The organism is Pararhizobium capsulatum DSM 1112, assembly GCF_030814475.1.
Taxonomy (GTDB): Bacteria; Pseudomonadota; Alphaproteobacteria; order Rhizobiales; family Rhizobiaceae; genus Pararhizobium; species Pararhizobium capsulatum.
Window position 1 is genome coordinate 346,798 of sequence record NZ_JAUSVF010000002.1, and the last position, 23,198, is coordinate 369,995.

The 23,198-nt window shown below is 55.0% G+C and carries 18 protein-coding genes and 7 pseudogenes; 12 read left to right on the forward strand and 13 right to left on the reverse strand.

The genetic code is table 11. The features are described from left to right. Positions 1 to 648 precede the first annotated feature (648 nt). Positions 649 to 3,198, forward strand: a complete 2,550-nt coding sequence (locus tag QO002_RS22025) for a tail fiber domain-containing protein (protein ID WP_307233853.1) — start codon at positions 649 to 651, stop codon at positions 3,196 to 3,198. Between the two features lie 432 nt (positions 3,199 to 3,630). Here QO002_RS22025 and QO002_RS22030 read toward each other — a convergent pair whose 3' ends face one another. The 6 genes and pseudogenes from QO002_RS22030 to QO002_RS22055 form a co-directional block, all read right to left on the reverse strand. Next, positions 3,631 to 5,430 carry a capsular polysaccharide export protein, LipB/KpsS family gene (locus QO002_RS22030; protein ID WP_307233854.1) on the reverse strand — a complete coding sequence of 600 codons (1,800 nt, stop codon included), beginning with the start codon at positions 5,428 to 5,430 and terminating at the stop codon, positions 3,631 to 3,633. Positions 5,431 to 5,708: 278 nt separating this feature from the next. Next, a pseudogene (locus QO002_RS22035) lies at positions 5,709 to 5,810 on the reverse strand (IS5/IS1182 family transposase); the annotation flags it as partial. A gap of 347 nt (positions 5,811 to 6,157) precedes the next feature. After that, positions 6,158 to 6,616 (reverse strand): annotated as a pseudogene (locus tag QO002_RS22040) (IS66 family transposase); the annotation flags it as partial. 52 nt (positions 6,617 to 6,668) lie between these two features. Beyond that, positions 6,669 to 7,022: an IS66 family insertion sequence element accessory protein TnpB gene (gene tnpB / locus QO002_RS22045; RefSeq protein ID WP_307233855.1), complete on the reverse strand. Its 354-nt coding sequence runs from the start codon at positions 7,020 to 7,022 to the stop codon at positions 6,669 to 6,671. Further along, on the reverse strand, positions 7,003 to 7,461 hold the full coding sequence (gene tnpA / locus QO002_RS22050; protein ID WP_307233856.1) for an IS66-like element accessory protein TnpA: 459 nt from the start codon (positions 7,459 to 7,461) through the stop codon (positions 7,003 to 7,005). The genes tnpB and tnpA overlap by 20 nt, the downstream gene beginning before the upstream one ends. 372 nt (positions 7,462 to 7,833) lie before the next feature. Next, a pseudogene (locus QO002_RS22055) lies at positions 7,834 to 7,977 on the reverse strand (IS5/IS1182 family transposase); the annotation flags it as partial. 657 nt (positions 7,978 to 8,634) lie between these two features. On the opposite strand from QO002_RS22055, the gene QO002_RS22060 reads away from it, so the two are divergent. Both QO002_RS22060 and QO002_RS22065 read left to right on the forward strand, forming a co-directional pair. Further along, positions 8,635 to 9,687: a GSCFA domain-containing protein gene (locus tag QO002_RS22060; RefSeq protein ID WP_307233857.1), complete on the forward strand. Its 1,053-nt coding sequence runs from the start codon at positions 8,635 to 8,637 to the stop codon at positions 9,685 to 9,687. Next, on the forward strand, positions 9,684 to 10,376 hold the full coding sequence (locus QO002_RS22065; protein ID WP_307233858.1) for a hypothetical protein: 693 nt from the start codon (positions 9,684 to 9,686) through the stop codon (positions 10,374 to 10,376). The genes QO002_RS22060 and QO002_RS22065 overlap by 4 nt, the downstream gene beginning before the upstream one ends. Here QO002_RS22065 and QO002_RS22070 read toward each other — a convergent pair. Both QO002_RS22070 and QO002_RS22075 read right to left on the reverse strand, forming a co-directional pair. Next, on the reverse strand, positions 10,356 to 11,057 hold the full coding sequence (locus tag QO002_RS22070) for a GDSL-type esterase/lipase family protein (RefSeq protein ID WP_307233859.1): 702 nt from the start codon (positions 11,055 to 11,057) through the stop codon (positions 10,356 to 10,358). The genes QO002_RS22065 and QO002_RS22070 overlap by 21 nt on opposite strands. Positions 11,058 to 11,098: 41 nt before the next feature. After that, on the reverse strand, positions 11,099 to 11,872 hold the full coding sequence (locus QO002_RS22075; RefSeq protein WP_307233860.1) for an ABC transporter permease: 774 nt from the start codon (positions 11,870 to 11,872) through the stop codon (positions 11,099 to 11,101). A 92-nt stretch (positions 11,873 to 11,964) separates the two neighbouring features. Here QO002_RS22075 and QO002_RS22080 point away from each other — a divergent pair, with 92 nt between their 5' ends. From QO002_RS22080 to QO002_RS22090, 3 genes and pseudogenes are all read left to right on the forward strand, one after another. Beyond that, the gene (locus QO002_RS22080; protein ID WP_307233861.1) at positions 11,965 to 12,666 is read left to right on the forward strand and encodes a glycosyl hydrolase 108 family protein; all 702 of its coding nucleotides are present in this window, start codon (positions 11,965 to 11,967) and stop codon (positions 12,664 to 12,666) included. Further along, a complete protein-coding gene (locus QO002_RS22085) occupies positions 12,648 to 13,025 on the forward strand; it encodes a hypothetical protein (protein WP_307233862.1) in 378 nt (125 codons plus the stop codon). Before QO002_RS22080 ends, QO002_RS22085 begins: the two co-directional genes overlap by 19 nt. Before the next feature lie 46 nt (positions 13,026 to 13,071). Beyond that, a pseudogene (locus QO002_RS22090) lies at positions 13,072 to 13,574 on the forward strand (transposase); the annotation flags it as partial. Positions 13,575 to 13,906: 332 nt separating this feature from the next. Here the strand turns inward: QO002_RS22090 and QO002_RS22095 are convergent. Further along, positions 13,907 to 14,191, reverse strand: a complete 285-nt coding sequence (locus QO002_RS22095) for a hypothetical protein (RefSeq protein WP_307233863.1) — start codon at positions 14,189 to 14,191, stop codon at positions 13,907 to 13,909. An 872-nt stretch (positions 14,192 to 15,063) separates the two neighbouring features. Here QO002_RS22095 and QO002_RS22100 point away from each other — a divergent pair. From QO002_RS22100 to istA, 3 genes and pseudogenes are all read left to right on the forward strand, one after another. Beyond that, on the forward strand, positions 15,064 to 17,862 hold the full coding sequence (locus QO002_RS22100) for a beta strand repeat-containing protein (protein ID WP_307233864.1): 2,799 nt from the start codon (positions 15,064 to 15,066) through the stop codon (positions 17,860 to 17,862). Between the two features lies 1 nt (position 17,863). Next, positions 17,864 to 18,304: a helix-turn-helix domain-containing protein gene (locus QO002_RS22105; protein WP_307233865.1), complete on the forward strand. Its 441-nt coding sequence runs from the start codon at positions 17,864 to 17,866 to the stop codon at positions 18,302 to 18,304. 104 nt (positions 18,305 to 18,408) lie between these two features. Then, positions 18,409 to 19,099 (forward strand): annotated as a pseudogene (gene istA / locus QO002_RS22110) (IS21 family transposase); the annotation flags it as partial. A 22-nt stretch (positions 19,100 to 19,121) separates the two neighbouring features. Here istA and QO002_RS22115 read toward each other — a convergent pair. Continuing rightward, a pseudogene (locus QO002_RS22115) lies at positions 19,122 to 19,250 on the reverse strand (IS3 family transposase); the annotation flags it as partial. Positions 19,251 to 19,514: 264 nt separating this feature from the next. Between QO002_RS22115 and QO002_RS22120 the strand changes: the two are divergent. From QO002_RS22120 to QO002_RS31190, 3 genes and pseudogenes are all read left to right on the forward strand, one after another. Then, positions 19,515 to 20,042 carry a hypothetical protein gene (locus tag QO002_RS22120; protein ID WP_307233866.1) on the forward strand — a complete coding sequence of 176 codons (528 nt, stop codon included), beginning with the start codon at positions 19,515 to 19,517 and terminating at the stop codon, positions 20,040 to 20,042. 181 nt (positions 20,043 to 20,223) lie between these two features. Then, positions 20,224 to 20,421: pseudogene (locus QO002_RS31185) on the forward strand (divalent metal cation transporter); the annotation flags it as partial. Between the two features lie 42 nt (positions 20,422 to 20,463). After that, positions 20,464 to 20,646, forward strand: coding sequence for a divalent metal cation transporter (locus tag QO002_RS31190; protein ID WP_503128901.1), 183 nt, complete (start codon positions 20,464 to 20,466; stop codon positions 20,644 to 20,646). A 134-nt stretch (positions 20,647 to 20,780) separates the two neighbouring features. Here QO002_RS31190 and QO002_RS22130 read toward each other — a convergent pair whose 3' ends face one another. The 3 genes from QO002_RS22130 to QO002_RS22140 all read right to left on the reverse strand — a co-directional run bounded on the left by QO002_RS22130 (position 20,781) and on the right by QO002_RS22140 (position 23,143). Next, positions 20,781 to 21,878, reverse strand: a complete 1,098-nt coding sequence (locus QO002_RS22130; RefSeq protein WP_307233867.1) for an extracellular catalytic domain type 1 short-chain-length polyhydroxyalkanoate depolymerase — start codon at positions 21,876 to 21,878, stop codon at positions 20,781 to 20,783. 276 nt (positions 21,879 to 22,154) lie between these two features. Further along, the gene (locus QO002_RS22135; RefSeq protein WP_307233868.1) at positions 22,155 to 22,277 is read right to left on the reverse strand and encodes a hypothetical protein; all 123 of its coding nucleotides are present in this window, start codon (positions 22,275 to 22,277) and stop codon (positions 22,155 to 22,157) included. Positions 22,278 to 22,588: 311 nt separating this feature from the next. Next, positions 22,589 to 23,143: a DNA-3-methyladenine glycosylase gene (locus QO002_RS22140; protein WP_307233869.1), complete on the reverse strand. Its 555-nt coding sequence runs from the start codon at positions 23,141 to 23,143 to the stop codon at positions 22,589 to 22,591. Between the last annotated feature and the right edge of the window lie 55 nt (positions 23,144 to 23,198).

Genomic DNA, 23,198 nt, shown 5'->3' on the forward strand with positions numbered 1-23,198 from the left:
GATCAAGTCTCCGAAGCAGCAGATTTGAAAGAAAGTCAAAGACCGGTTCGAAATTCAGGACATTGCCAAAGTAAGGATCGGAAATGCGGAGGTGGCCTAGCTTTCATGGTGCATTTGTTAAGGTTTTATGACGCTTCGGCAAGCTCTTTCTGATCGAGGCGTGGTTTTTTTGGCATCATTCTGTTTCGCCATATGAAATCGACGGCGTTCGAAAAACGAGCAGAAAGCCCCTCTCTCCCGACTACACAGGAGTCCCAGATTAGACCTCGTAGCTGCAATCTCGACGTCACACTGTCTCCTCGGGTTCCAGGATGCTCACCGGTTGGACTTGGCTCAGCGGCCCCCACCGTAGTTGTGATAGCATGAAGATCACCATCATGCTAATCTCGCTCCTTCAAGTCATATGCGGTTTTTGTCTGGAGAAGTCGGATGACGTGTGCGCAATCGCTTCGATGTCTTCGTATTTCTCTTCTTTGAAAAGGCGGATTGCAGTATTCACCGGGCTATGTTTTTAGTTCTTTGATTGGCATTGCAACGGGAAGGCTTGCGCGTGAAGATTGTGGGCACTGATATTTCAGGACCTTCACTATCCTTGATGACAACGACATAGTCCTGATTCCCGACAGGTTTCTCGTGATTGGAGTTGTCATGGACCGCCGTTCTTTTTTGCGTGCGAGCGCCCTCATTGTCGGAGATTCGGGTGTCTCCCACTTGATAACGACGGACGAGACCTACGCGGCCACACATGCAGCGGTAAACGCGGGTTTTGTATTTGAACACGTGCACGCGTTTCGCCGTGCAACCATCCCGGATTACGTACGGATTATAAGGTTGAGCGGATACAATTCCCCCGGCGACGGCGGTGGGCATGAAAAGGTACGCATCGCCAAGCCTGACGTAGTTATGAATTGGCATGACCAGAGCGCCGATGGCGCGTGGTGGGAGACGGTCGCGGAGTTTTCCAACCCACGTCTGCTTGGCGCCAACGGCAGCGATCGTACCATCGACACAGCTGCAATCACTTCGGAAATCAGGCGAGGGGGGCGCGCGATATTGCCGGCCGGCACATACCGTATCGACGCAAGGCGCATTGACCTTCGTCTGTTGCAAGGGCCTGGGTTAGTTGATCTTTCTACCGGGTCGCAGGTCGTTGCCGATGCGCTGGCTGATCGTGGAGGGCTCGCTCAACGATATATAACCGAAGTCAAGAATGCTGGAAATAACAGCGCGACGCAAAGTATTGCCGTTCACAATGGCAAACTTTATCGCTCGCAGCAAAACAGAATTGCTGAAAACGCGTATGCCTACGACTCGATCGTTGATATCACCGAACTGGAACTTCCCTTCGGCGACGGCCGAAGTCGCTCCACAATCGATTACACCAGCGACGCCAACTCGCAGCTTCCAAATTACACGGTCGCGCTGAAAGGTCTCGGGCATGGCGACGGCATTGCCTTCCTCACGGAGGATGACCAGACATGGCTCTACGGACATTGCAGCGCCCCCGCCGGCTCGTCCGATCCGGAATCTGAGGCCAACGGCTATATAAAGTTTCCGTGGCATGGCGCGTCAACTGAAGTCGAGCCGACGGGCGCAAGATTTTATCGCAATCTCCAAGGGGTCGGTAATCCCAATTTCGGGATGTCGGTTGATGGTCGATGGCTGTTATTCGTCCAGCGGGATGTCGATGAGTTTGGTATAATTACCGCCGGGCGTAGCTCCGTGACAACATACCGGGTTGTCGTCCATAGTCGCGAGGCGATCGAAAGCGCGATTGACCATACGACGGTCCGTCCGTTTGCAAAATTTGTTGTCGTGCCGGACAAGCTGGCAGATGCAATCTACGCGCAAGCGGGGATTGCATCTGATGGTAAGTACATCTACGTCACCTTTAGCGGTGCCCGTGTGATTGGCCGGACTTGGCTCTACGTCTACACACTGACTGGCGAATTCGTAAAGTCTGTCTGCACATCCGGTATTCGCGCGGAAAATGCAGACGTCTACCTCAATGGCATAGGCGGTTGGCTACCGGCATTTTATGAAACCGAAGGTTTGGCCTTTCATAAAGATAAGCTTTTAACCGCCAGTCGATATTTGTTCGTCGAAGGATCGCCCGTCGTAAGTTGGAGGGGCTACAATTATGTCTACATAGGAAATATCCCGAGCGCTGAAAAGTTGCCAACAAATATAGCCTTTTGGGCTCCAACTATGTCTCCGGCGACGCACGGCAATTATAATGCTTCGACCGAATATAGACGCGGAACGGTACTATTCCACCACTATGTAACAGCTTATATAACCGGTGGAGTTTACGGTGATGAAGAATTTTCTATCGATGTAGACGCATACACCTACCCATATATAGAAAACTCTTTCAACGGCATGGCAACCTCACGGAGTGATTATTCAATCTGCTACAATCCTCTCAATACAGGATGGGTCGTTCCAACATACACGGCTCGAACAAACGGTGAGCATTATTTCTATAACGGCGAAAAATTGGCGAGCGGGGAACATTTTTCGATCCAAGGCGCCAAATTAAGCTTCAACGGATCGGATATTGCTTTACAGCACATCCAGGGTTTGGCCACGAGCGCCGCGCTTTTGCTGACCAACGAACTTAATACGACTCAGCCGAATTCAGCAATCCTATACGTTGGCAATTCGTCGCGAGGACTTCTTGCCGGGCCGGGTGCTGTGGTGACTTATGGGGATCTGTATCCGTCTGCTAACAATACATTTTCCTGCGGTCTCGCCACTCATCGGTGGACGGTGATCTCGGCAGAGACACCTGCAATAAGCACTTCCGACGAGACAATGGAGCGCTTTGGCGTGATTGAAGAGGCGGAACGGGCGGCGGCCTTGGAGATCAAGGCCAACATCCGAAAATACAAGTTGCTCGATTCTATCGAAAAGAAGGGTGAGGATAATGCACGTTGGCATTATGGCGTAGCCGCCCAACACGTCGATCTAATCATGCGGAATCATGGCCTTAATCCCCACGAGTACGCATTTTTTTGTTACGACGAGTGGGAAGCCACGTACGATGTATGGGACGAATGGCATAATGTTTATGACCAGAACGGCAAAATTATAACACCCGCAGGTCGTAAATTGGTAGCGCCGGCGCGTGCAGCGGGGTGTGTATATGGCATCCGCTATGAGGAACTGCTTTGTTTTATCCTCGCTGCCACGTAACTGGACATCTTCTGTAATGGGTCAATTGGTTTCCTTCTTGTTTCGTCGTCGTCAGCGGGTATCACGCTTCTGTTCGTGGTCACCGCGCCGGGTGCCACATTCTGGGCGATACGAAGGTGGGTCTGAATGCTGCCAGCTCTAAAACGCGATCGGATCTCGCGAGGTGTCCATCGCAGTCATCCTTGCCCACACGCTCTCCGCATTCTCACGACGACGTGATTGAGTTTTCAGCGTAGGATTGGCATTGGCTTGTCCGTGCAGAATTCGGTTCCGTCGCGCCACATGCGGTGTAGGATTACCGCAAGCTTGCGGGTTATCGACACTCTTCGTCAAACCCCGAAATGCAGAAAATACCTCCCGGAGGGCTCCAGCGTATAGCCCGGGCTCTTTGCTTCGCCGCATTTGTGCAAAGCCGAGCTTAAATCAGGAGTTTCAGGCGACAAGCTGCGGAGATTGAAAGCACGCCTCATCTCCCTTGATGGCGTGTTCAGTGAGGTGTTGTCGGACGCGGTCTGCTATCCATTCTCCAGCCCCTTCCGGATTGGATAGATCGCAGGCATATTCGTTCCTGAAGATGTACCAATATCGATGCAATTCAGCCTTTGACATTGGTAGCCTATCGACTTCGAATTGCCGCTGGAAATCTCCCTCCTTTTCGCAGGCGAAGCATGCATTCATATAGTCGGCGCGGCCGAAGACATAGACCGGTTTTTCGTGCAGCAGCGCTTCTGCGCCGACGCCCGAATTGATGATGCAGACCGCCTTGGATTTGGCGATCAGGTCGTGGATGTTTCCGCTCACCACCTGTAAGGCGCCACGGCCTTCCTGTTCCAGCAGGTAATGACCGATTTCGCCGGAGCGGCAAGCTGGATGGCGTTTCACTAGGACCTTCAGTTTTTTTTCGGCGCATGCTCTTATGACTTCATCTAGCATGGCGAAAGGGGTAGTGTACGCGAGGCTCTGCACAGCATCGCCCATTACTTGGAGGCCGACGAAGACGAAATCCTCGGGCAATTCTTCCTGTGCATCCACCTGCGTATATTTGGAAACGCGCGATCCAATGACCCTCTGGCGATCAAAATTAAAGAATTGATCGGCTTCGGACTGTTCAATTTGCCCGAGCGACAATTGATCGTACTTCGTTTCAGCAAAGAGTGACCATCCCGCGTATCCTTTCGCATCGAAGCTGAAGAGGGACCGGCGATCGGTTTCCTTATAGTGCAGGCCCAACCGGCCGTCCGAAATCGTATGATAAGAGAAGAAGGGCTTATCGTAGTTCAGGCTTCCATGGGTACGGACACGGCTTTTAACGATGTAGCCGACACCCGCTTCCTCCAGCGTTTTGACGATGGACTTCAAAGCAAAGCGGATATCTCCCCGAAAGCCTGGATAATCCAGCTTATTTGTCCGCGTTGAAGCGGCGGGCACTGTAACAATGACCTGACCGAATTGCGGGCGCTTTTTCCGCTTGCCTGCGCGTTCGTACATGTCCTGACGTGCCGCATCGATCACATGCATGATTGGTTCGAAGTCGGCGCGTGTTTCAAGGATCTCCTTGAGAACGGTATCTACCTTAAAGCCCAAGGCAGCTGCGTGGCGTGTAACTCGAATGGCGCCATCCAAATCAAAAATCGTCAGGCAACCCGAAACCGCGTCGCGCCAATGCCTTTTTATAAGCTTGCGTTTGCGCAAAATTCTTTCGATATCGTCGATAATGCGTGCAATCGCTACGGCAAAGAGATCATCACGGTGCGCGGTCTCAGCCGACCCGGCGGCGCTAACGGCAAAAGGGATGAGGATAGGCTTTGGCTCCCGAAGAAGAAAATCCGTGACTACCGTTGCTATCGATTCGTGATCCTGCATCCTATGAAAGATACCGCGCTTTTCCAACGCGATCTGTTTCCTCACCTGAAAACGGGGGGAATCTACGTCGAGTGCTGCCAATGCTGCGTCGAAATCGCCGTTAGCTTTGTGAATTGCAGCATCGACGAGTGCTCTAAGATCACCCGTAAGTTGCGGCGAGGCGGCAATTTCTGCTGATCGCTTCAGATGACCCGCGTTGACAATACCGGAGATATAACTCTGTACCATGTCGAACGGAGGCGAGTGCTGCTGAAGATAGCGCAGTATTAATTCCTCGGTCGATCGCAAGTCTCGCTTTTTTTGAGCGATAAGAATACGGCCGTCAAGAACGAGTTGACGGCAGCGGCGATGCGGCACGGCATCCAGCACTGTAGTTGCCACCGTGAGAAATCTATCTATAGAATCGATATGACGACCATTCCTAATCGAGTTCTCAATGTACCGTATCACCTGAAATAGCTCCGATGCGCCTGTTCTTTCGCGCAAAGGGTACGGAGGCTGTGCGACAACTGAGTGACAGCCTGACCCGCACCCGGTCTGCCAGCAACTGTATTATGGTTGGCACGACTTCTCGGAAGTGGCGCTGTCCGCGATGATCCTGTTCAGTCGAGGCTTTCTTTTGCGCTCCCAAAGCCGGTCTCAACTTGTCAGTCATTGCAGACATAGTACCGTGCGAGCCTTCGACTGAGCATCCGGATGTGGGCGATAAGCATCCACGCCTCAGCGGAGGCAATTGATTTCTCCCAGTCTTACGGTCTACGACGATATCGTCGCACATTGCTGCGATCCTTGGCGAAAGCTCGAAAGCCAACGCTGGCGCAACATGTCCATCGGACGCAGAGAATGGGCTAATGGGTTATGATCAGCGAGAGGCCGTATTAGACCCAGGCTAGGGGATCTGGAAGAAAAAGAACTCACAATTCTTTGCAGCTTTTCCGAAAGCAAAAGTGACTATAGATTTCTATTGCAGCGCAGACCCGACCGGACACCATACCCAACAGTCTCTGATGTCAAACCCGGGCTTGTTGTCAACCTTGAAGCTATCGAGACTTAGGCGCTCATATCGGATGTCTGGGAGCCCTTCAGGAGGAGAAGAGATATTCTGCAGGACCTTTGCCTTGACCTCGATATGGAGCTGCTCGGTAACGGCCTCGCCCATGCGATGCATTTGACTGTCACAGCAAGGGCACGCTTTCTGATCGTCGGGAAGGTCATATTCGACACGCTCGCGCGGCAGGTCTTCCGGCAAGGGTCTGCGTCCACGCTTCTTTCCCGCCGCGCCATCGAACACCGGCAGGCCTGTATCCGGCAGATCGACGACATGACCGTCGTCACGATCGCCTGCAGCCTCTTCGGCCTCGTTGAAGATGCGATCGATGTGCTTTTCGCTGCGGGGTGCAAAGCGATGCAGCCTTGCGAGCGCCAGTTCTTCTTCCAGCTTGACGACCCGCCGTGACAGCGCTTCCTTCTCCGCTTTGAGCGCAGCGATTTCGGCGGCACTTGCCGCCAATTGCGCCATCAGCTCTGCAACATCAGGTTCGCCGGTTCGGGTCATCCCAGTCTTGAATCTGAGCCGCGTCGCCGCGTCAACCGATCAATACGCTACCTCAGCCGGCGATCTGATATTGCCGCACGGGATGGCGCACCATCGCATCAATATCGATCCCGTCGAGAATCCAGTGCAGTTGCTCGGTCGTCAGTGTAACCACCGGCACCTCTCGGCGCGGCCATCGGAACTTGTCTTCCGTCAACCGCTTCAGGATCAGCACAAAGCCCGAGCGATCGAAGAACAGCAACTTTACCCGGTCACGCCGACGATTGCAGAAGGCAAAAACCGCAGGAGCAAACGGGTCCAGCGCCATCGTCTCCTGGACCAGGACCGCGAGGCTGTTGATGCCCGCGCGGAAATCAATCGGTTCGCGATGCAGGTAGACCTTGAGATCAGCGCCCAGTCTGAACATGACCCAACGCTCCGATTATCGCCGTCAATCCGCTGAGATCATTGCACTCCAGCGTCAGTCTCACACCATTGGGCAGTGACGCGCTCACCTTCGCTGGAGAGGTCAGCGGGCCGCCCCTCTCCGCCGTCGGCAATCGCTCTTCGCGATCCGCGGCAGGCATCTCGATGTCGATCTTGTTGCTCGAAGCCGTGATCTGGACTGGAATAAACGCAGATGCCGAAGACGGCGATAACGGATGTGCCTGGGTGTGTTTCCTGATCCACTTCCAAACGAGGTTCGCGTTGACCCCGTGTTCTCGCGCAAGTTTCGATACCGATGCGCCGGGTTCAAGGCAGGCCGCAACGAGGCGATCTTTCGAACCTTGATCGAAGCGGCGTCTTCCATTTCGACCAACCAGCCGCACGGCGAGTTTTTGACCTTCATGCCAAAGCTCACCCAACTTCAGAAGGTGCGGTGAAATTCGCGACTACGAATGAGTTGATAAATCGTTGGGTCGAAGTCGGAACCGTGTCGGAATACACAGGCGACAGGATAACCCGGCTTCCCTCCGGCACGAAAAGCCTATCGAGCGGAGTCACAAAGCTTCTTATCTATGGGTCAGGCACACTGACCGCAGGTTCGGTCGTGCCGGTGTATTTCACGACAATCTAAAATCCCACAAAGGACACTCCATGAACCTGACAACGTTATTCGCAAACGTGCGTCGGGCGCCCTTCGGCGGTCGCCTTACACAAGCCGCACATGGTACTTCGTTGCAGACGTTGGCGAAGACCGACTGAGCGAACCCCTTAAAGTCGGACTCGAAAAGCCCTCAACGATATCCATATCCTGCAAGGCGTCTTGTGAGCATGCGGATGTGGGTGATTGTGATCCACGCGTCTGCTGAAGCGATGGATTTTTCGAAGTCCTTGGCCAGCCTGCGGCATCGACCAAGCCATGCGAAGGTCCGCTGGACACTATCAATTCATCTCTCCAGGCAGGCGCGGACATAACCAAACGTGCTCAAGGGAACGCAATCAACATTGATGATGTTGATCTCGCGACGGGGATTGATTTCAATTTTCCGGCGAACTGTGTTGAAATAATTCTGATGTGCCAATCGATTATGGCAACCGTTGATGCCGCTTGGGGCGTAAGACTATCTGACAGCAGTGGTTTCGCCACGTCCGGGTACCGTGCGGGTCATTCGAGGATGACCAGCACAGGGCAAGGGGTTTCCGAGAGCGGGACATACTTTACCATCGGGGGGCACGATACCGTAACACAGGACTTTTACGGTGAATCCCGCCTGGTCTGTTGTGATTTCGCCGCAAACAGATGGGTTCAAACCGGCGTCCTTTTGACCACTCGGGGCCAGGTTGCCAACGGTTGTCGGCTGGCACAAAAACGCTCACTTCGCAGCTCAATGCTATCCGCATCTACGGTTCTGGCACGATCCTGAATGGTTCAATAACGCCTGTCTTCTACGTGAAGATTTAAAGCGTCCGGGCTCTTTTTTCAGATTTTTGAGTGAAAAGCGATTGCCCTGTTTAGACCTACTGGTTCTATTGACTGATATCTTTGGTCTGAATATTCATAAGTAACCCGCAGTCTTAGTGTGAAGAGCTAACGCATGAATCCCTACGAAACGTTGCCATCAACCGCTTTTTGGAAGAACGGCGTCGTCAGCGCTAATCCGTATAGAATGGACGGGATCTATCGTAAGAAGTTTGCGATCGACCGGACCGCTCGCATTGCAACTGCCGGGTCATGCTTTGCCCAGCATATTTCGCGACATCTGAAGAAGAATGGGTATCGTGTTCTCGATGTGGAGCCGGCCCCTCCCGGGCTGCCGAGAGAGAAGCATCTGGAGTTTGGCTACGGCACCTACAGCGCTCGATACGGCAACATTTATACCACCCGACAGTTGTTACAACTCGTTCGTGAGGTCGCGGGGGAGTTCATCCCGGAGAACGTCGCTTGGCAGAAAGGCGACAGGTTCGTAGACGCCATGCGACCAGCGGTGGAGCCGAAAGGGCTTCAGAGCCCCAGCGAGGTCACGCTGCATCGTCGCCATCACATCAAGATGGTCGAAAAACTGTTCAAGCAACTCGACATCTTTATCTTCACCCTTGGCCTCACTGAAACATGGCTGCATCGATCGACAGGCACAGTCTACCCGACTGCACCGGGAACGATCGCCGGGACATTCTCCGCCGACGACTTTGTCTTCCAGAACGAGAATTACGACGACGTGCTTGAGGCTTTCGAACAGTGCCAGGAAATCATTACGCGGATACGAGGCGGTCGCCCGTTCAAAGTCATCTTGACTGTTTCTCCCGTCCCGCTGACGGCAACAGCTACCGGCAACCACGTGCTGGTAGCAACTAGTTATTCGAAGTCGGTCCTTCGGTCCGTTGCTGGCACGCTGTCAGCTCGACATGAGCATATCGACTATTTCCCATCGTACGAGATCGTTACCAATCCACGACTGCATTCAACAGCGTTTGCAGACAATCTTCGAAGCGTTCGCGACGAAACAGTCGAGTTCGTCATGGGGCACTTCTTCTCAGAGCATCCTCCGGTCGCACCATCCAAGGATGCGCCAAATGAAGAAAGTGCGGGCGATGAAGCGAATGAGGACGTACAGTGTGAAGAGGCCCTTTTAGAAGCGTTTGGCCGATGAAGAAGATATTATGGTGCGGCGGATCGCATTTAGGCAACGCAAAGCGTGCCATCGAGGCGATATTCCCGGATGTCGAGAACACGTTCTATATAACGGCAGGACCAACCAATCTTCGTTGGTCGCGCGAGGGTGGCCGCTACTCGGTCGAAGGTTCGATAGTCGGCGGTAATGGCCGTAGTCCGTCAGTATTCCATGACTTAGCAAACTACGATCGCATTGTGTTCATCGGGCATTGGATTCAGCCCCAGCGCTTCATGAAAGGGCGGGCACCGCTATCGGATGCAGTGCTTGACGAGATGTTTCGGAAACACGATTTCCTGATTAATTCGCCGAGCAGAATCTACAACGAGGCTCTTGAAGTCTTTCCTCGCCTGGCACCCGGCAAATGCGTTCTGGTCTGTGACCCGCTTTCGAATATGCTGGAACTCACCCAGGTTCCTGTCAGGGCGAAGGTGCGATTTCTGGAAAAGGCAGCGGAGTTCTGCGCAGCAAGAGAAATTGGATTTGTCTCTCAGCCGGAAACCACCCTCAACACCAAGATGGTCACCAAGAAGAAGTTCAATAGAAGGGACGGCGACTTTATCCATATGGACGACCGGTTCTGGAAATCGTATCTCAAGAAGGTTCGTAACTATATGGACGACCAAGTGGCGATACTTCGCGATGCTCTAGAAGCCGCTGCGATCTAGCCCATCGCGAAGTATCGCATATCCGCTTCCTGCCAGGTGGACGTTGTCAGTCAAATAGTTCTGGCATGCCTTCGCCCATCCACACGTCAACGCATCCTCATCAACTTTTACAAAGGTCACGTTATTGAGGGTGGAGAGGTTTTGGTTGATCTCCATGCGGTCTTGCTGGCGGTATCTGAAGCCTTTGCCGCGCGGCAATATCGGCATGACGAAGAGTTTAGCATCCGGCCACAGCGCTTTTACATCGTTTACCGCAGCGTAAATCCCTGCAAAGACGGCGCAAGTTGCGATGGACTTTACGCGCAGATTGTTCGTTCCAATAATGAGTAGGACGCGTTTCGGATCGACTTTGGGGGCCAGATGCTTGAGGCGCCACCGAAGTTCCTGAATCCGCTCTCCCCCGAGACCCATGTTAGCGACTGACAAACCGTCAAAGTCCCGCCCTTGGTCTTTTTTCCACCGGGCAGCTATCGAATCGCCTATGAGCAAAATGTCTGGCTGACCCTGGTAGGCCACCATCTTTTGCGCTTTATCCATACGTGAGGCTGATTGTTCAGCTATTGGCTTTGTTGCGGTGTCAACTGTAGCGCGATCACAGGAGGCCGCATTCGCCGCGCTCGGAAGGAAGGACGTAATGATTACGGATATCGCAAGGTGATAGATCATCTTTGTTCGCAACATGCGCTCCCTCCTATAGCCCCCTTGTTGCCAAGGGCACTGAATCAATTTCGATCTTCACGAAGTGTCCGCGACATCGTGAACAGTGTAAGACCAACAAGGATTGAGAGAAAAGTCCATTCCAGAACGTATAACACATCGAGTCCATCGGCCCTGTATTCCGAGTAAATCCCGGTCCTGAACCACATGATGATGTGCACCAAAGGGTTCCACATCAGGAAGTCATGAGCTTCGCGGGGCAATGAATCTGGAAGGTGAAAAACGCCTGAGAGCAGGAACAGCGGCCGATTTATCAGACTGAAGATCTTCTCGTAGACCGGGAACTTATTGAACAAGGCTATATTGGCCATGCCGACGCCTAATCCCAGCAAGGTCGCAAGCATGAAGGCTACCACGACGCTGCCCATTTTGATTGAGCCGAATTGCGCAGGCTCCGATGTGCAAATCACAAAGATGATGATGGTCACCAGCACTGATGTGAGGAGCTGAAGAATATAGCGGCTGCAAACCGCGTCGATTGGCGCCACAACGGGGTATGAAAACAGGCTTCTGTTTGCCTTTATGGCACCAGAGATAAATGAGGTCATGCCTTGGTAAGCGGCAAAAGGCAGATAGCCAGATGCAAAAAACAGAGCAAAATCTGTACCGATTAATGGCGATCGAGCGATTGCCTGCCATAGAACAGTCATGAGCATAACATGGGCCAGCGGGTCAATTATGGCCCAGATATAACCGCCCGGCTTATTACCGTACCGTGCGGCCGTTTCTCGAATGACGAGCGCTGCAACCACGCGGATATTTTGGCGTATTTGGTACACGGGGCATCTCCGGTCAACTGAGTGGCATGTCTTAGACTGCTCACCGCCCCGCATCAACGGAAGTTTCGTTTCAAAATCACGAGGATTAAAACATGAGCGAATTTGATCGCGCCTTCGCGAAGGTGCTTGTGCATGAGGGGAGGTATGTCAATGACCCTGACGACGCTGGTGGCGAGACCACCAAGGGCATCACGCGACGGGTCTATGACGAATACAGGCGTACGCTCAAACTGCCCGTCCAGAGCGTCAAGAATATTACCAACGCCGAAGTCATCAAGGTGATCACCGGTCGTCGCCATCGGCGGAATTGGACTGACGAGGAGAAGGCGCGCATCCTTGCGGAAAGCGCGGAACCTTATGTGAACGTCTCGGCTGTTGCTCGGCGCTTGGCCAAGGCCTTCGCGCAACAGGCGATATTCGTGCCGGTGACCGTGGTAGACGATCGAACGTCGCCCGAGAGCTTGTTGTCGGATGCCGCCCATTTCGCCGCAGGTCGGATTGAGATCGAGATTGCTGGCGCACGGCTGACCATGATTGGCTCGGTAGCGCCCGAGCTGGCGAGTACTCTTACCCAGCATCTGAGCTACGGATTGGACGAAGCAGGCTTTGAGGTGGTGTGCGTGCAGGCTCGCCAGGTCATTCCCGCTCTGTCGGCAACGCAGCCTCGCGTTTCGATAGATGCATGGATATGTCAGTTTATGACAGAAGGTTCTTGTGTAGAACTGGCTTCTGGGGATATAGCGAGGCTAATTTGCGGAGCAACGAAACGATCTCAATGTCAATTTCTGAGCTGATTGTAGAGCTTCAACACGCCGACGGGCCGGATAGAAAGCTTGACGTAGAGATAGCGACGATGTTGGGTTATGAACGCAGGGCGGTGACGGTAAAGACCGGCGCCGGCAAGGATCAGACGAAAAAACTTTGGTTCCACCCAAAGCGAAACGGCACAGTTCAGATACCGAAATACACAGAGAATATTGACGTCGCTCGTAAGCTCGCGGCAACGATAGTGCCTAGATGCTCCGCCGGGTTCACGTGGGGGACATCATTCGCAACAGCAAAAATCAATCAGGGCCGTACCGTTATGGGCGCTACTCCCGCGCTTGCACTTTGCATCGCCGCTCTCAGTGCCAAATATGTACAGGAGAAATGAGCACCGTCTTCCCAAGCATGGCTTGAGTTCTTTCATTGGAGAGACCATGACGAGACGACCGCGCCGGAACCACAGCCCGGCTTTCAAGGCGAAAGTGGCGCTTGCCGCGATCAGGGGCGAACAGACGCTGGTGGAGTTGTCCCAGCAGTTTGACGTCCATGCCAACCAGATCAAGCAGTGGAAAGACCAACTCCTTGAGGGGGCGACAGGCGTTTTCGGCGATGAAGCCAAGGCGGAACCAGCGGCACCCACAGTCGATGTCAAAACGCTGCACGCTAAGATCGGCGAACTGACACTGGAGAACGATTTTTTATCCGGTGCGCTCGGCAAGGCGGGATTGCTGGGCGGAAAGAAATGATCGACCGCGAGCACAAACTGTCGGTCATGCGTCAGGCGAAGCTTCTCGGCTTCAGCCGTGGCAGCGTCTATCATTCTCCGCGTCCTGTATCGGACAGCGATCTGGCTTTGATGCGCCGGATCGATGAACTACATCTCGACCACCCGTTTGCCGGAAGTCGGATGTTGCAAAGGCTTTTGAAGGCAGAAGGTCCAATTCTCCTGTCAATTCCTGGTTTAGACCGTGGGCGCGCGCGAGTTTGCGAACAAAATCCATTCTTTGGGATGTGGCTCTGGTAGAAACTCACAATACTGCCGAAACTTCGCACTCCGGTTGCACCGTGAAAGACGGGAATATGCCCCAAGTGAAGCTTTCGCAAATTGCCCATTGAGCAACAACGCCGCCAATTGAATTTTTAATCTTCTCGTCAAGGGATAAGGAGGCTGGCGGTGCGTGGGCGGCTGGCGGGGCAATGTAGCTCAATGCGTCGTCCAATCCCGGCGGTTGGTGGCCATCAACTTCATTCCCCCTTCAAGACCTCATCCTACCCACCCAGCTCGATCTTGAGTGTGCGGATCATGTCGGCGGCTTCCAGAAGGGCCGCCTTCACTTCATCATTCGACCGCCGGTGGATTATGGCAGCGGTAATGCGAAGGGGGATCAGCGGGTCCGTGAGCGTTTCAAATATGGGAATGACGTTCTGTCTGCGCATGTCCTGGATCATCGTTACTGCGTGCTCCAACAGCCGATGCTTCTCGGAGTCTCCGAGCTTCCCGACCCCGTTCGCGGCTCTGATCAACTCAGCAATGAAATCGGTGGTGTGGTTCATAATCGGAGGATCGATAGACTTCCCCGCAGAGTCAACTGTTGGGTGATGTTTCCGGATCAATACCCACCCGGACGCGAATACGTGCTTCGTCCGCCACAAATTCGCCCGGCAGCGTCGTATTGCCCTGACGGGGTAGGACGAGCCCCCGCAGTTATTGTTGGCACAGACAGCGATAGCAGTTCCTATGAGCGCGACAGCGACAATCGCTGCCGCAGCCTGATTTTGCTGCTGCGCCGTGGCGGGGCAATCGTAAGGGTTCAAACGACGGCGAAGGATTTCAGTCTCCAGATCCTTGCGAAAATATGGGTCGCCGGACTCCAGGAAGGTTCTACACAAAGCGGCCTTGCTTGCTCCCTTCGGGTTTTTCTGAAACTCAGCCTGCGTTGTCGAACAGCCGGACAATATCGAAGACGTGCCGAGCGCGAGCGCCAGCGCGTGTATTGGACTCGCCTCAATTCGCGACCCTCTGGTTCGTCAAGCACACAACGGGTTGTGTCTACGTTTCCGAAAATTTAGAGAAAGCAGTTGGAAAAAATAAAGCGCATGGCTATTTCACCCGGACTAGTGTTGTATCCTCCCTACGGGGAACATCAGGTGGGGGATTTCAGAATGGTCTGGCTATTCGCGGCTGTGCTTTACCTTTGAGGCGGCTAGGCGCAGCCGGCTACGAGCACGCTGCGCTCCGACTTCCAAGTACCGGCGGTTTGCCCCTGACCACTCCCCCTTCCATACATTCCCGAACACGCCAGTCGAATTTGCTGCGTCGTACCTCTGCGACGCCGAATGTCTGATGTGCCCTTGGTTCGTAACAAGCCTGCAATCTGACGTTTCAAAAATAGCGGCAATCTGCTCACTTGAGAGGAATTAGGCAAATGACATCATTCACGGTAACCGCTGGCACCACTCAGACGACCCGCATCGACATGAGCGGCAGTGACGACGTGACGGTTCAGGCGACCGGGTCCCTATCGGTCTCCGCCAACGCCCAGTCAATCCGATTTCAAGCCTCGACCGACGGCGCTCTGATCACCAACAGCGGCACGATTGAGAACACAAATGGCGGCGGCCGCGCGATCCGTTTCGAAACGGGTGTTGGTGCGTCGCTGACGGCGATCATCGACAATGCCGGCACCATTCAAGCTGTTGACGATGCAATTCAGATCCAGGCGGGCAGCGTCACGTCTGGAACGCTCACCATCAGCAACTCGGCTGCCGGGACCATTCAATCGACGACTGGCCAGGCACTCGATCTTGCTGGTGGCACAGGCGCCTTCGTCGCCGACGTCACCAACGCGGGGAATATCTTTGCCTTGGTCAATGACGCTATCCGATTCGGTGGCGTCGGCACATTGATCAACTCGGGCGACGTTGATGGCGGCACTGCGGCGACCTACGAGGGATCGGACGGCGTCCAGTTCGAGGACAACGCGACCGGGACGGTCCAGAACGACAGCGGCGGCTCGATCTCCGGCGACCGCCATGCCATCAATGGCGGCGTTGGCAGTTTTGTCACCGTCGTTAACAACGCCACCGGCATTATTAACGGTCGTAACGGATCCGGAGTCGGACTCGACGGCGACGGCACGGTTACCAATTTCGGAACGATCAGCGGCAACTTTAGCGATAGCGCCGGTTCCGACACCAGCGGTCTCACGCCGGGGGGCCCTGATGGCATCAATGACGGCGATGGCGACGGCATCGACATCGACGGCCAGGCGACAATCGAAAATTACGGCACTATCCGGGGCACCGGCGCCGGCGGCCACGGGTCTGACGGGCTACCGAACACTAGCGAAGGCATCGCGGCCGGCGGCGGCACGTTCACCAACTTCGCCGGCGCTTTGATTACAGGGCTCGGCCTCGGCATCCTGATCGACGACAGCTCACAGGGTAACGCGCCGTTCCTAACGACCATAATCAACAACGGCATCATATCGGGCACCAACTCCGTCGGTATCCGCATCATCAGCGTGCTCGCCGACACCATCACCAACAACGGCATGATCTCTGGAGGTGGCGGCACCGCCATCCGCTTCGGCGACGGCAACAACACACTTGTCATCGGTGCTTCCTCGACTATTAACGGCCTCACCGACGGCGAAGGCGGCACCAACACGCTCGACTATTCGACCTTTGGGTCGGGCGCCGCGATCAACCTTCTCACCGGCGCAGCCACGGGCACGGGGGGCGTCGGAAATTTCCAGAACGTCATCGGCTCGGCCGGGGTCGACAACATCACGGGCAATGCCGGTGCCAACAGGATCGATGGAAAGGGCGGCGCAGATACGATGAGCGGTGGCTCCGGCAATGACACTTACATTGTCGATAATGCCGGCGATGTTGTCGTCGAAAGCTCGACCGATGGTACTTCTGATAAAGTTGCCACGAGGGTCAGCTATGCACTTTCAACGTCGGCTTATATCGAGCAGCTGTCGACGACCTCGAGCACCGGGACAACAGCGATCAACCTCACCGGCAACAGCATCGCCCAGGCGATTACCGGCAACGCGGGCGCCAACAAGATCGATGGTAAGGGCGGCGCTGATACGATGACTGGCGGCGGCAGCAGCGACACCTATTATGTCGACAATGCCGGTGATGTCGTCGTTGAAAGCTCGACGGGCGGCACGTCCGACTGGGTTGCCACGAGCGTCAGTTATGCACTCTCACCGTCGGCCTATGTCGAGAAGTTGTCGACGACGTCAAGTTCAGGCACGACAGCGATCAACCTTACCGGGAACGGCATTGCCCAGACAATTACTGGAAACGCGGGCGCCAATAAGATCGATGGCAAGGCCGGCGCCGACACGATGTCGGGCATTGACGGCAACGACATCTATTATGTCGACAATGCCGGTGATGTCGTCATTGAAAAATCGACCGATGGTACTTCTGATAAAGTTGCGACGAATGTCAGTTACGCCCTTTCATCGTCGGCCTATGTCGAGAAACTTTCGACGACGACGATTTCCGGGACAACGGCAATTAACCTGACTGGGAACGGGATCGCCCAGACGATTACCGGCAATGCCGGCGCCAACAAGATCGATGGCAAGGGCGGTGCCGATACGATGAGCGGTGGCGCTGGCAACGACACCTACACGGTCGACAACGCCGGTGATATCGTCGTTGAAAGCTCGAATGGCGGCACGTCGGATTGGGTCGCTACGAGCGTCAGTTATGCACTTTCGTCCTTTGCTTATGTCGAGAAGCTGTCGACGACGTCGAGTGCGGGTACAACAGCGATCAACCTCACCGGCAATGATTTCATCCAGACGATTACCGGCAATGCCGGCGCCAATATCATCAACGGCAGAAGTGGCAACGACACCCTCTCGGGCGGTGCAGGAAGTGACACCTTTCTGTTCAACAGTGGACTCAACTCAACCACGAACTTCGACAAGATCACCGACTACAACGTCGCCGCCGACACCATCCGCCTTGAGAACGCCGTCTTCACGGCACTGGCTGCGGTGGGGACGCTTGCATCCGGTGCCTTCGCGTCCAATGCGACTGGCCTTGCCGGCGACAGCGACGACCGCATCATTTACGAGAAGGACACAGGCGAACTCTACTATGACGCCAACGGCAACAAAGCCGGCGGGGGCATACACTTCGCGACGCTGAGTGCCAACTTGTCGCTCACCAACGCGGATTTCTTCGTGGTCTAGAATGGGTTGGGCGATTGCATCGCGCGATGACTTTGATGGTCCTGCTCTGCGGCAGTTGGCGAAAGGGACCAAGGATGCCGCTCAAGCGCGACGGCTTCCGGCGTTGGCGGAAATTTATGATGGCGGCTCGCGTACAGATGCGGCCCGGATCGGAGGCGTGACCTTGCAGATTGTTCGCGATTGGGTCATTCGTTTCATTGAACACGGGTCGGCTGGGCTCCTCAACGGCAAGGCTCCCGGCAATCGGCCCAAGCTGAATGATAATCAGCGGCAGGCCATGGCCAAGATTGTAGAGCGTGGTCCGATCCCGGCTATCCACGGTGTCGTTCGGTGGCGGCGCAAGGATCTGGTCGAATGGATCTTCCAGGAATTCCGGATCTCGATGGATGAGACCACGGTTGGTGTCAGTACCGGAGCAATACTCCCCATTAGCGCCGTTTGAATCTTCCCCAGGTGCTGCGGCCACTGGTCTTCCGGGGCGCGCCCCGGAAGACCAGTGGCGCGTCATCGCAGATACTCCTTCCGATGGTCGGAAGGGGGACATTGGTGATCAAGCTGAGGGAGACGATCATGATCCTGGATCTGCATCAGCAGGGGCTGACGGTGTCGGCTATTTCCAGGGAAACAGGCATCGAACGCAAGACGGTGCGCAAATACATTGAACGAGGCATCGAGGTCACGGCTTATGGACCGAGAAAGCCTCGCGCGACGGTTATCGATCCGTTCGCTTCATACCTGCGGGAGCGGGTGAAGCCTATCCCGGTCTCACTGGCAGTCGGTTCCCCGAAAACTCCGGGATCGAGGTTATGCCGGCGGTTACACCGCCGTCACAGACTTTCTTCGTGACGTGCGACCTCCGGCAAATCCAGGTTTCAAAGTTCGCTTCGAGACGCCGCCAGGCGAACAGGCCCAAGTCGATTTCGCCCAGTTCCATGTCGTTTTCACCGACGAGCCAATCACGCCAAGGATCGTCTGGTTGTTCTCGATGGTGTTGGGTCACAGCCGCCTCATCTGGGCACGCTTCGTCATGCATCAGAACCTGCCGACCGTCCTCCGTTGCCACATCGCCGCTTTCGAGGCGATTGGTGGTGCGCCGCGGGAGGTGCTCTACGACCGGATGAAGACGGCCGTTATCGGCGAAGGTCAGACGGAGGGCATCATCTACAACCGTGCTCTCATCGACCTGGGCCGCCATTATGGATTCCATCCTAAGGCGTGCAAGGCCTACCGAGGGAAGTGCGGACAAATTCTTGGACTGCTTATGCTGCAATTCCCAGGTTCCGGAGGTATTCGGCGGGGCTAATGCCGCCCAGTGAGAGTTTTATGCGATGCTGATTGTACCACTGGATGTAGGAGTCTATCTGCTGCATGAAGTCGTTTGCGGTCGTATTGATCCAGGTGCGTGCCTTAGTGTGAACTTGGGTGCACACGGGGAGTATGGTGCAATCAGCGCCAAAAGCAGCTAATGCTTACACGCGCGCGGGGCGTTTTCCTGTGTTTGCGGTTGTGTTGCGGGGGAGCGCGATAAAGCGTTCGCGAGGCGGGCAAGCCTGATACCCCCGACGGTCGACTACAAATGCAGTTTTAATCTACACTCCGAGGATATATGTCGGGCCACGTGCTGTGAACGCAATGGATTCCGGTGTGATAATATGAAACTACGTACGTACTCCGCTCCGGTGCGCTACTTTTTCGGTTTGGTCGGGAGAATGGGCTATTTGCTTGCAGTCATACTTTTGACTGCGCAGGTCTATTTGGGTGTGCATATAATAGAGCACATGGAAGGCGAGGTGATCGATCGATTTTACGGCCAGGTAATCCCGATGATCGCAATCGGCGACGTAGGGTCACCGGAAATGAACTCGGCGATTTTGGCGAATGATCGGGCCAGATTTGATGTTGCGGTAGAGAAACTGGTCGAAGACCAAGGGTTATACGGCAAAATCGTCGGTGGCGTTGAGGACGCCGAAAATCTTATTAAATGTCATCAAAGTTACTTTTGCACGATCGACAACTACCAGTCTTTCGAGCCGACAATTTTTAGTTTCTGGTCAACTTTTGGCACTTTGATTGAAACGCATCGAGGAGCTTACCTGCCGCCTTCTTTCGGTTCGATTCTGGAGGCCGAGGCAAAACGTATCAAGCAGACCCACCATGAAACCGGGGGGCTTCCAAAGTAAGAGCGTGCGTTATCGTGTTCGAATATTTCTCATGGGACTTAGGCCGTATATTAGCGTTCCGAAAGACGGGCGGCGGTCCTTTCGACGCCATTTCTTTCGGGCTATATTTCGGTGGGGGAGGTGAGCCAGTGGCCGCCCAACATCGCTCCATTGCGTCGGTGCTGATCTCACCCATGGTTGGCCTCCGCCATCGTTTCCGTTGTCAGGCAACAGCTTCACCGTCGTCGTCGCCATCCTCGGGACAACCATCAGCCCGTATCTGTTCTTTTGGCAGTCCAATCAGGAGGTCGAGGAGATCGACCGCAAGGATGCCGCTGAGCCAGCCAAGAAGGCACCGCAACAGGCTCCCAAGGAACTCAAGCGGATACGCCTTGATACCTTCGCCAGCAGCCACACTACTTGGGCTCGGCCGGGAGTTCGAATAGATTTCTGGAGCGCGGTCATCAACGGCTTCGTCGCCGTGCCCATCATGGTGGCAATGATGATGGTGGTGAGCCGTCATGACCGGATGAAGGAATTCACGGCAGGTTGGATGACACTCGTGTTGGGCTGGAGCGCGGCAGCCGTGATGGCCATCGCAGTGATTACGCTGGTTGTGCCATGATGACGCGCGACTGGTCAATCGGGATGTTCTCGCAGACTATCAGAGGCCCGCGGCGCGCGGTCAATGTATCGGATTGGGGCGACGGCCGAGTCGTTTGCGCGGCGTTTAGCTCAAGAAGCAATTCCGTCCATCGCCTACTTCATCAAGCCCGCCGCACGCAGGGCATCTTCGATGGTCTTCTGGATACCGCTCGTCGGTTGACCGTAGTTGGGGGCAGCAGGAATTCCGGCCCATGGGTCGGGGGAGGGACGTTCGGTATTCTTTTCGACACGTTTCTCGAATGATGCAATTAAACCCCACGAACGGGCGATATGCAGCGTCGAGGAGATGCCGACGTCCAGCATATATGGCGCGGCACGTCCGTATCCCGTGCGGGTATCGAGTGGGGTGCCGTGTCCCATGTTTTTGATGCTGAAGAATTCGATTACTTCCCGACCGTCGGACGCCGCCCAGGTCTGCCGAATATGTCCGTCTACCATTTCGCCGATATCGGCCTTGACCGCGACGCCGTGTACGCCGCGCCATTGATCGACAATCGCCAGCGCGTTCGCCGGAAGAACCGTGGTGTCACTTGTTCCCTGCCACACGGAGATTGCCGGCCACTCGCCCTTGTGATCGGATGCGCTCCGCAGGAGTGATTGTAACTTGTCGATGGGAGGCAGCCCTTGTCCGCGCATCCGGTCGAATGCTTCGGGAATGGTTGAAGCCGTGCCATACGGAAGGCCCGCGATAATTGCGCCGCCCGCGAACATGTCTGGATTGGTCGCGAGCATGACATTTGTCATTGCTCCACCCGCAGACAAGCCAGTGATGAAGATGCGGTTCCGATCGATTTCATATCGGGCGATGGTGGTCTCGATCATCTGGCGTATCGAAAATGCCTCGCCCTGATCTTTCCCGATGTCACCGGGAAGGAACCAGTTGAAGCAGGTATTTGCATTGTTGGCCCGCCTTTGCTGAGGGAAGAGAACGGCGAACCCGTAGTCATCCGCGAGGCGGGACCATCCTGAGGCGTAGTCGTACGCGGCAGCCGACTGCGTGCAGCCGTGAAGCACAACAACCAGGGCTGAACGGGGTAGAAGCCCGTTCGGCATGTGGAGTTTGGCGTCCAGTTCTCCCCGGTTCGAACCGAACCGACCGAGGTCGGTCAATCGGTCCTCTACGGGATTACTCACGGAATGGGCGGACCGCATTTTGGCCAGTCTTGCAATGGTGTCGGAAATCGATCGCATTTGCTTTCTCCTGCTCCAATGCGGGAGCTCGCAAAGCTCAACGCACTGCACCGCAGTTGGTTGCTGCAATGCACAATATAAAAAGGCTGGGGCAGACCTTCATGCAGAAGGGCGACGTTGAGCGCGTAGTGGAAGGCCTGGAGAAGCATCGCAGTTGGAACCGGCGTGTAGAACTGATCTGCGAAGTTTCCGCAAACCCTATCTGCCAATTGCAGACAGAACCTTTTACTTTTCGAATAAAGCCTGAATTCAGGCGAGCAGGGGAGGTCTTGCGACTTATCGCAGGCCGGTGAGCAAAACACAGGCGATGGCAAACACGATCGCCGCCAGACCGCCGACGAGGAGCCGCCTTGCGATAACGAAGTGCCGAGTCCGCTCGTCATTCCAGTCGTACGCCATTCGCGTGCCTCCATCAGCAAATTAATTTTAGAGGTGGGGCCTTGCTCGAGGATGTCGCGCCAATACTGCACGCCTCTCTAACCTCTAGATCTTCAGCCAGTTCACCCGTGTTTTTAAAGCTGCCACCCCCTTGAGTGGTTCTCTCCGCGAGGAGACCGCGACCGTAAAAGGCCCCCGGTCTGCATCACGAATTCTGGGGCATTGCTGCGGGTGAAACTCCATGACGGAGATTCAGCATCTCTATGCATCACTTTTGGTTGACATCTGAAGACGAGGCGTCGCTGACTGCTGAGATGCGAATGCGGGGCTTGCTAGAACTTCTTGCTGAGGAAGGGCGAGCCGCGCTCGCCAAAACGCCACGGGATATCAGCACCTTTCGTGATGCCAATCCGACTGCCGATTTCCACATCCGGCGTCGTTCCTGTTGCGATGAGTGTACAGATCTCGCTAGTGAGTGCCAGCCCGTCCATGCTTCCGGTAATGGCCAGAGCTTGGCAGAGGCGGCCGGGACCACTGCATAGGCGGCGGATATCTTGCAGACCGCGGCGTTGTTGCATGACTTCGATACCTTGGAGGGGACGCAACGCCCGGATTAATACGGCGCTTCCCGGTTCGCACACAAAGTTTAGGCACCAGTGGAGGCCATAGGAGCGGTAGATATAGATACTACCGGGCCGGCCAAACATGGAGCGATTGCTCAGGGTCTTCCCGGAAAAACTGTGCGAGGCCGGATCATCAATGGCGTAAGCCTCGGTTTCCACGATAGCGCCGCCGACCTCGTCGATCAGAAATTGCCAGCCGATCAAATCGGCGGCAACATGCGAGGCATTGCGATCGAAAAAGTCTGATGGGGGGCAGGATGTCATGGTCCAGACGATACGGATCTAATCAAGCTGCCTCAAGATGGCCGGCGCCGTAGCG

Excerpts from the sequence above, each read along its gene's own strand:
- QO002_RS22025 (WP_307233853.1), top strand. The coding sequence starts at position 649 with ATGGACCGCCGTTCTTTTTTGCGTGCGAGCGCCCTCATTGTCGGAGAT.
- tnpB (WP_307233855.1), bottom strand. The coding sequence starts at position 7,022 with ATGTTCAGACTGGGCGCTGATCTCAAGGTCTACCTGCATCGCGAACCG.
- QO002_RS22060 (WP_307233857.1), top strand. The coding sequence starts at position 8,635 with ATGAATCCCTACGAAACGTTGCCATCAACCGCTTTTTGGAAGAACGGC.
- QO002_RS22065 (WP_307233858.1), top strand. The coding sequence starts at position 9,684 with ATGAAGAAGATATTATGGTGCGGCGGATCGCATTTAGGCAACGCAAAG.
- QO002_RS22070 (WP_307233859.1), bottom strand. The coding sequence starts at position 11,057 with ATGTTGCGAACAAAGATGATCTATCACCTTGCGATATCCGTAATCATT.
- QO002_RS22080 (WP_307233861.1), top strand. The coding sequence starts at position 11,965 with ATGAGCGAATTTGATCGCGCCTTCGCGAAGGTGCTTGTGCATGAGGGG.
- QO002_RS22085 (WP_307233862.1), top strand. The coding sequence starts at position 12,648 with ATGTCAATTTCTGAGCTGATTGTAGAGCTTCAACACGCCGACGGGCCG.
- QO002_RS22095 (WP_307233863.1), bottom strand. The coding sequence starts at position 14,191 with ATGAACCACACCACCGATTTCATTGCTGAGTTGATCAGAGCCGCGAAC.
- QO002_RS22100 (WP_307233864.1), top strand. The coding sequence starts at position 15,064 with ATGACATCATTCACGGTAACCGCTGGCACCACTCAGACGACCCGCATC.
- QO002_RS22105 (WP_307233865.1), top strand. The coding sequence starts at position 17,864 with ATGGGTTGGGCGATTGCATCGCGCGATGACTTTGATGGTCCTGCTCTG.
- QO002_RS22120 (WP_307233866.1), top strand. The coding sequence starts at position 19,515 with ATGAAACTACGTACGTACTCCGCTCCGGTGCGCTACTTTTTCGGTTTG.
- QO002_RS22130 (WP_307233867.1), bottom strand. The coding sequence starts at position 21,878 with ATGCGATCGATTTCCGACACCATTGCAAGACTGGCCAAAATGCGGTCC.
- QO002_RS22135 (WP_307233868.1), bottom strand. The coding sequence starts at position 22,277 with ATGGCGTACGACTGGAATGACGAGCGGACTCGGCACTTCGTTATCGCA.
- QO002_RS22140 (WP_307233869.1), bottom strand. The coding sequence starts at position 23,143 with ATGACATCCTGCCCCCCATCAGACTTTTTCGATCGCAATGCCTCGCAT.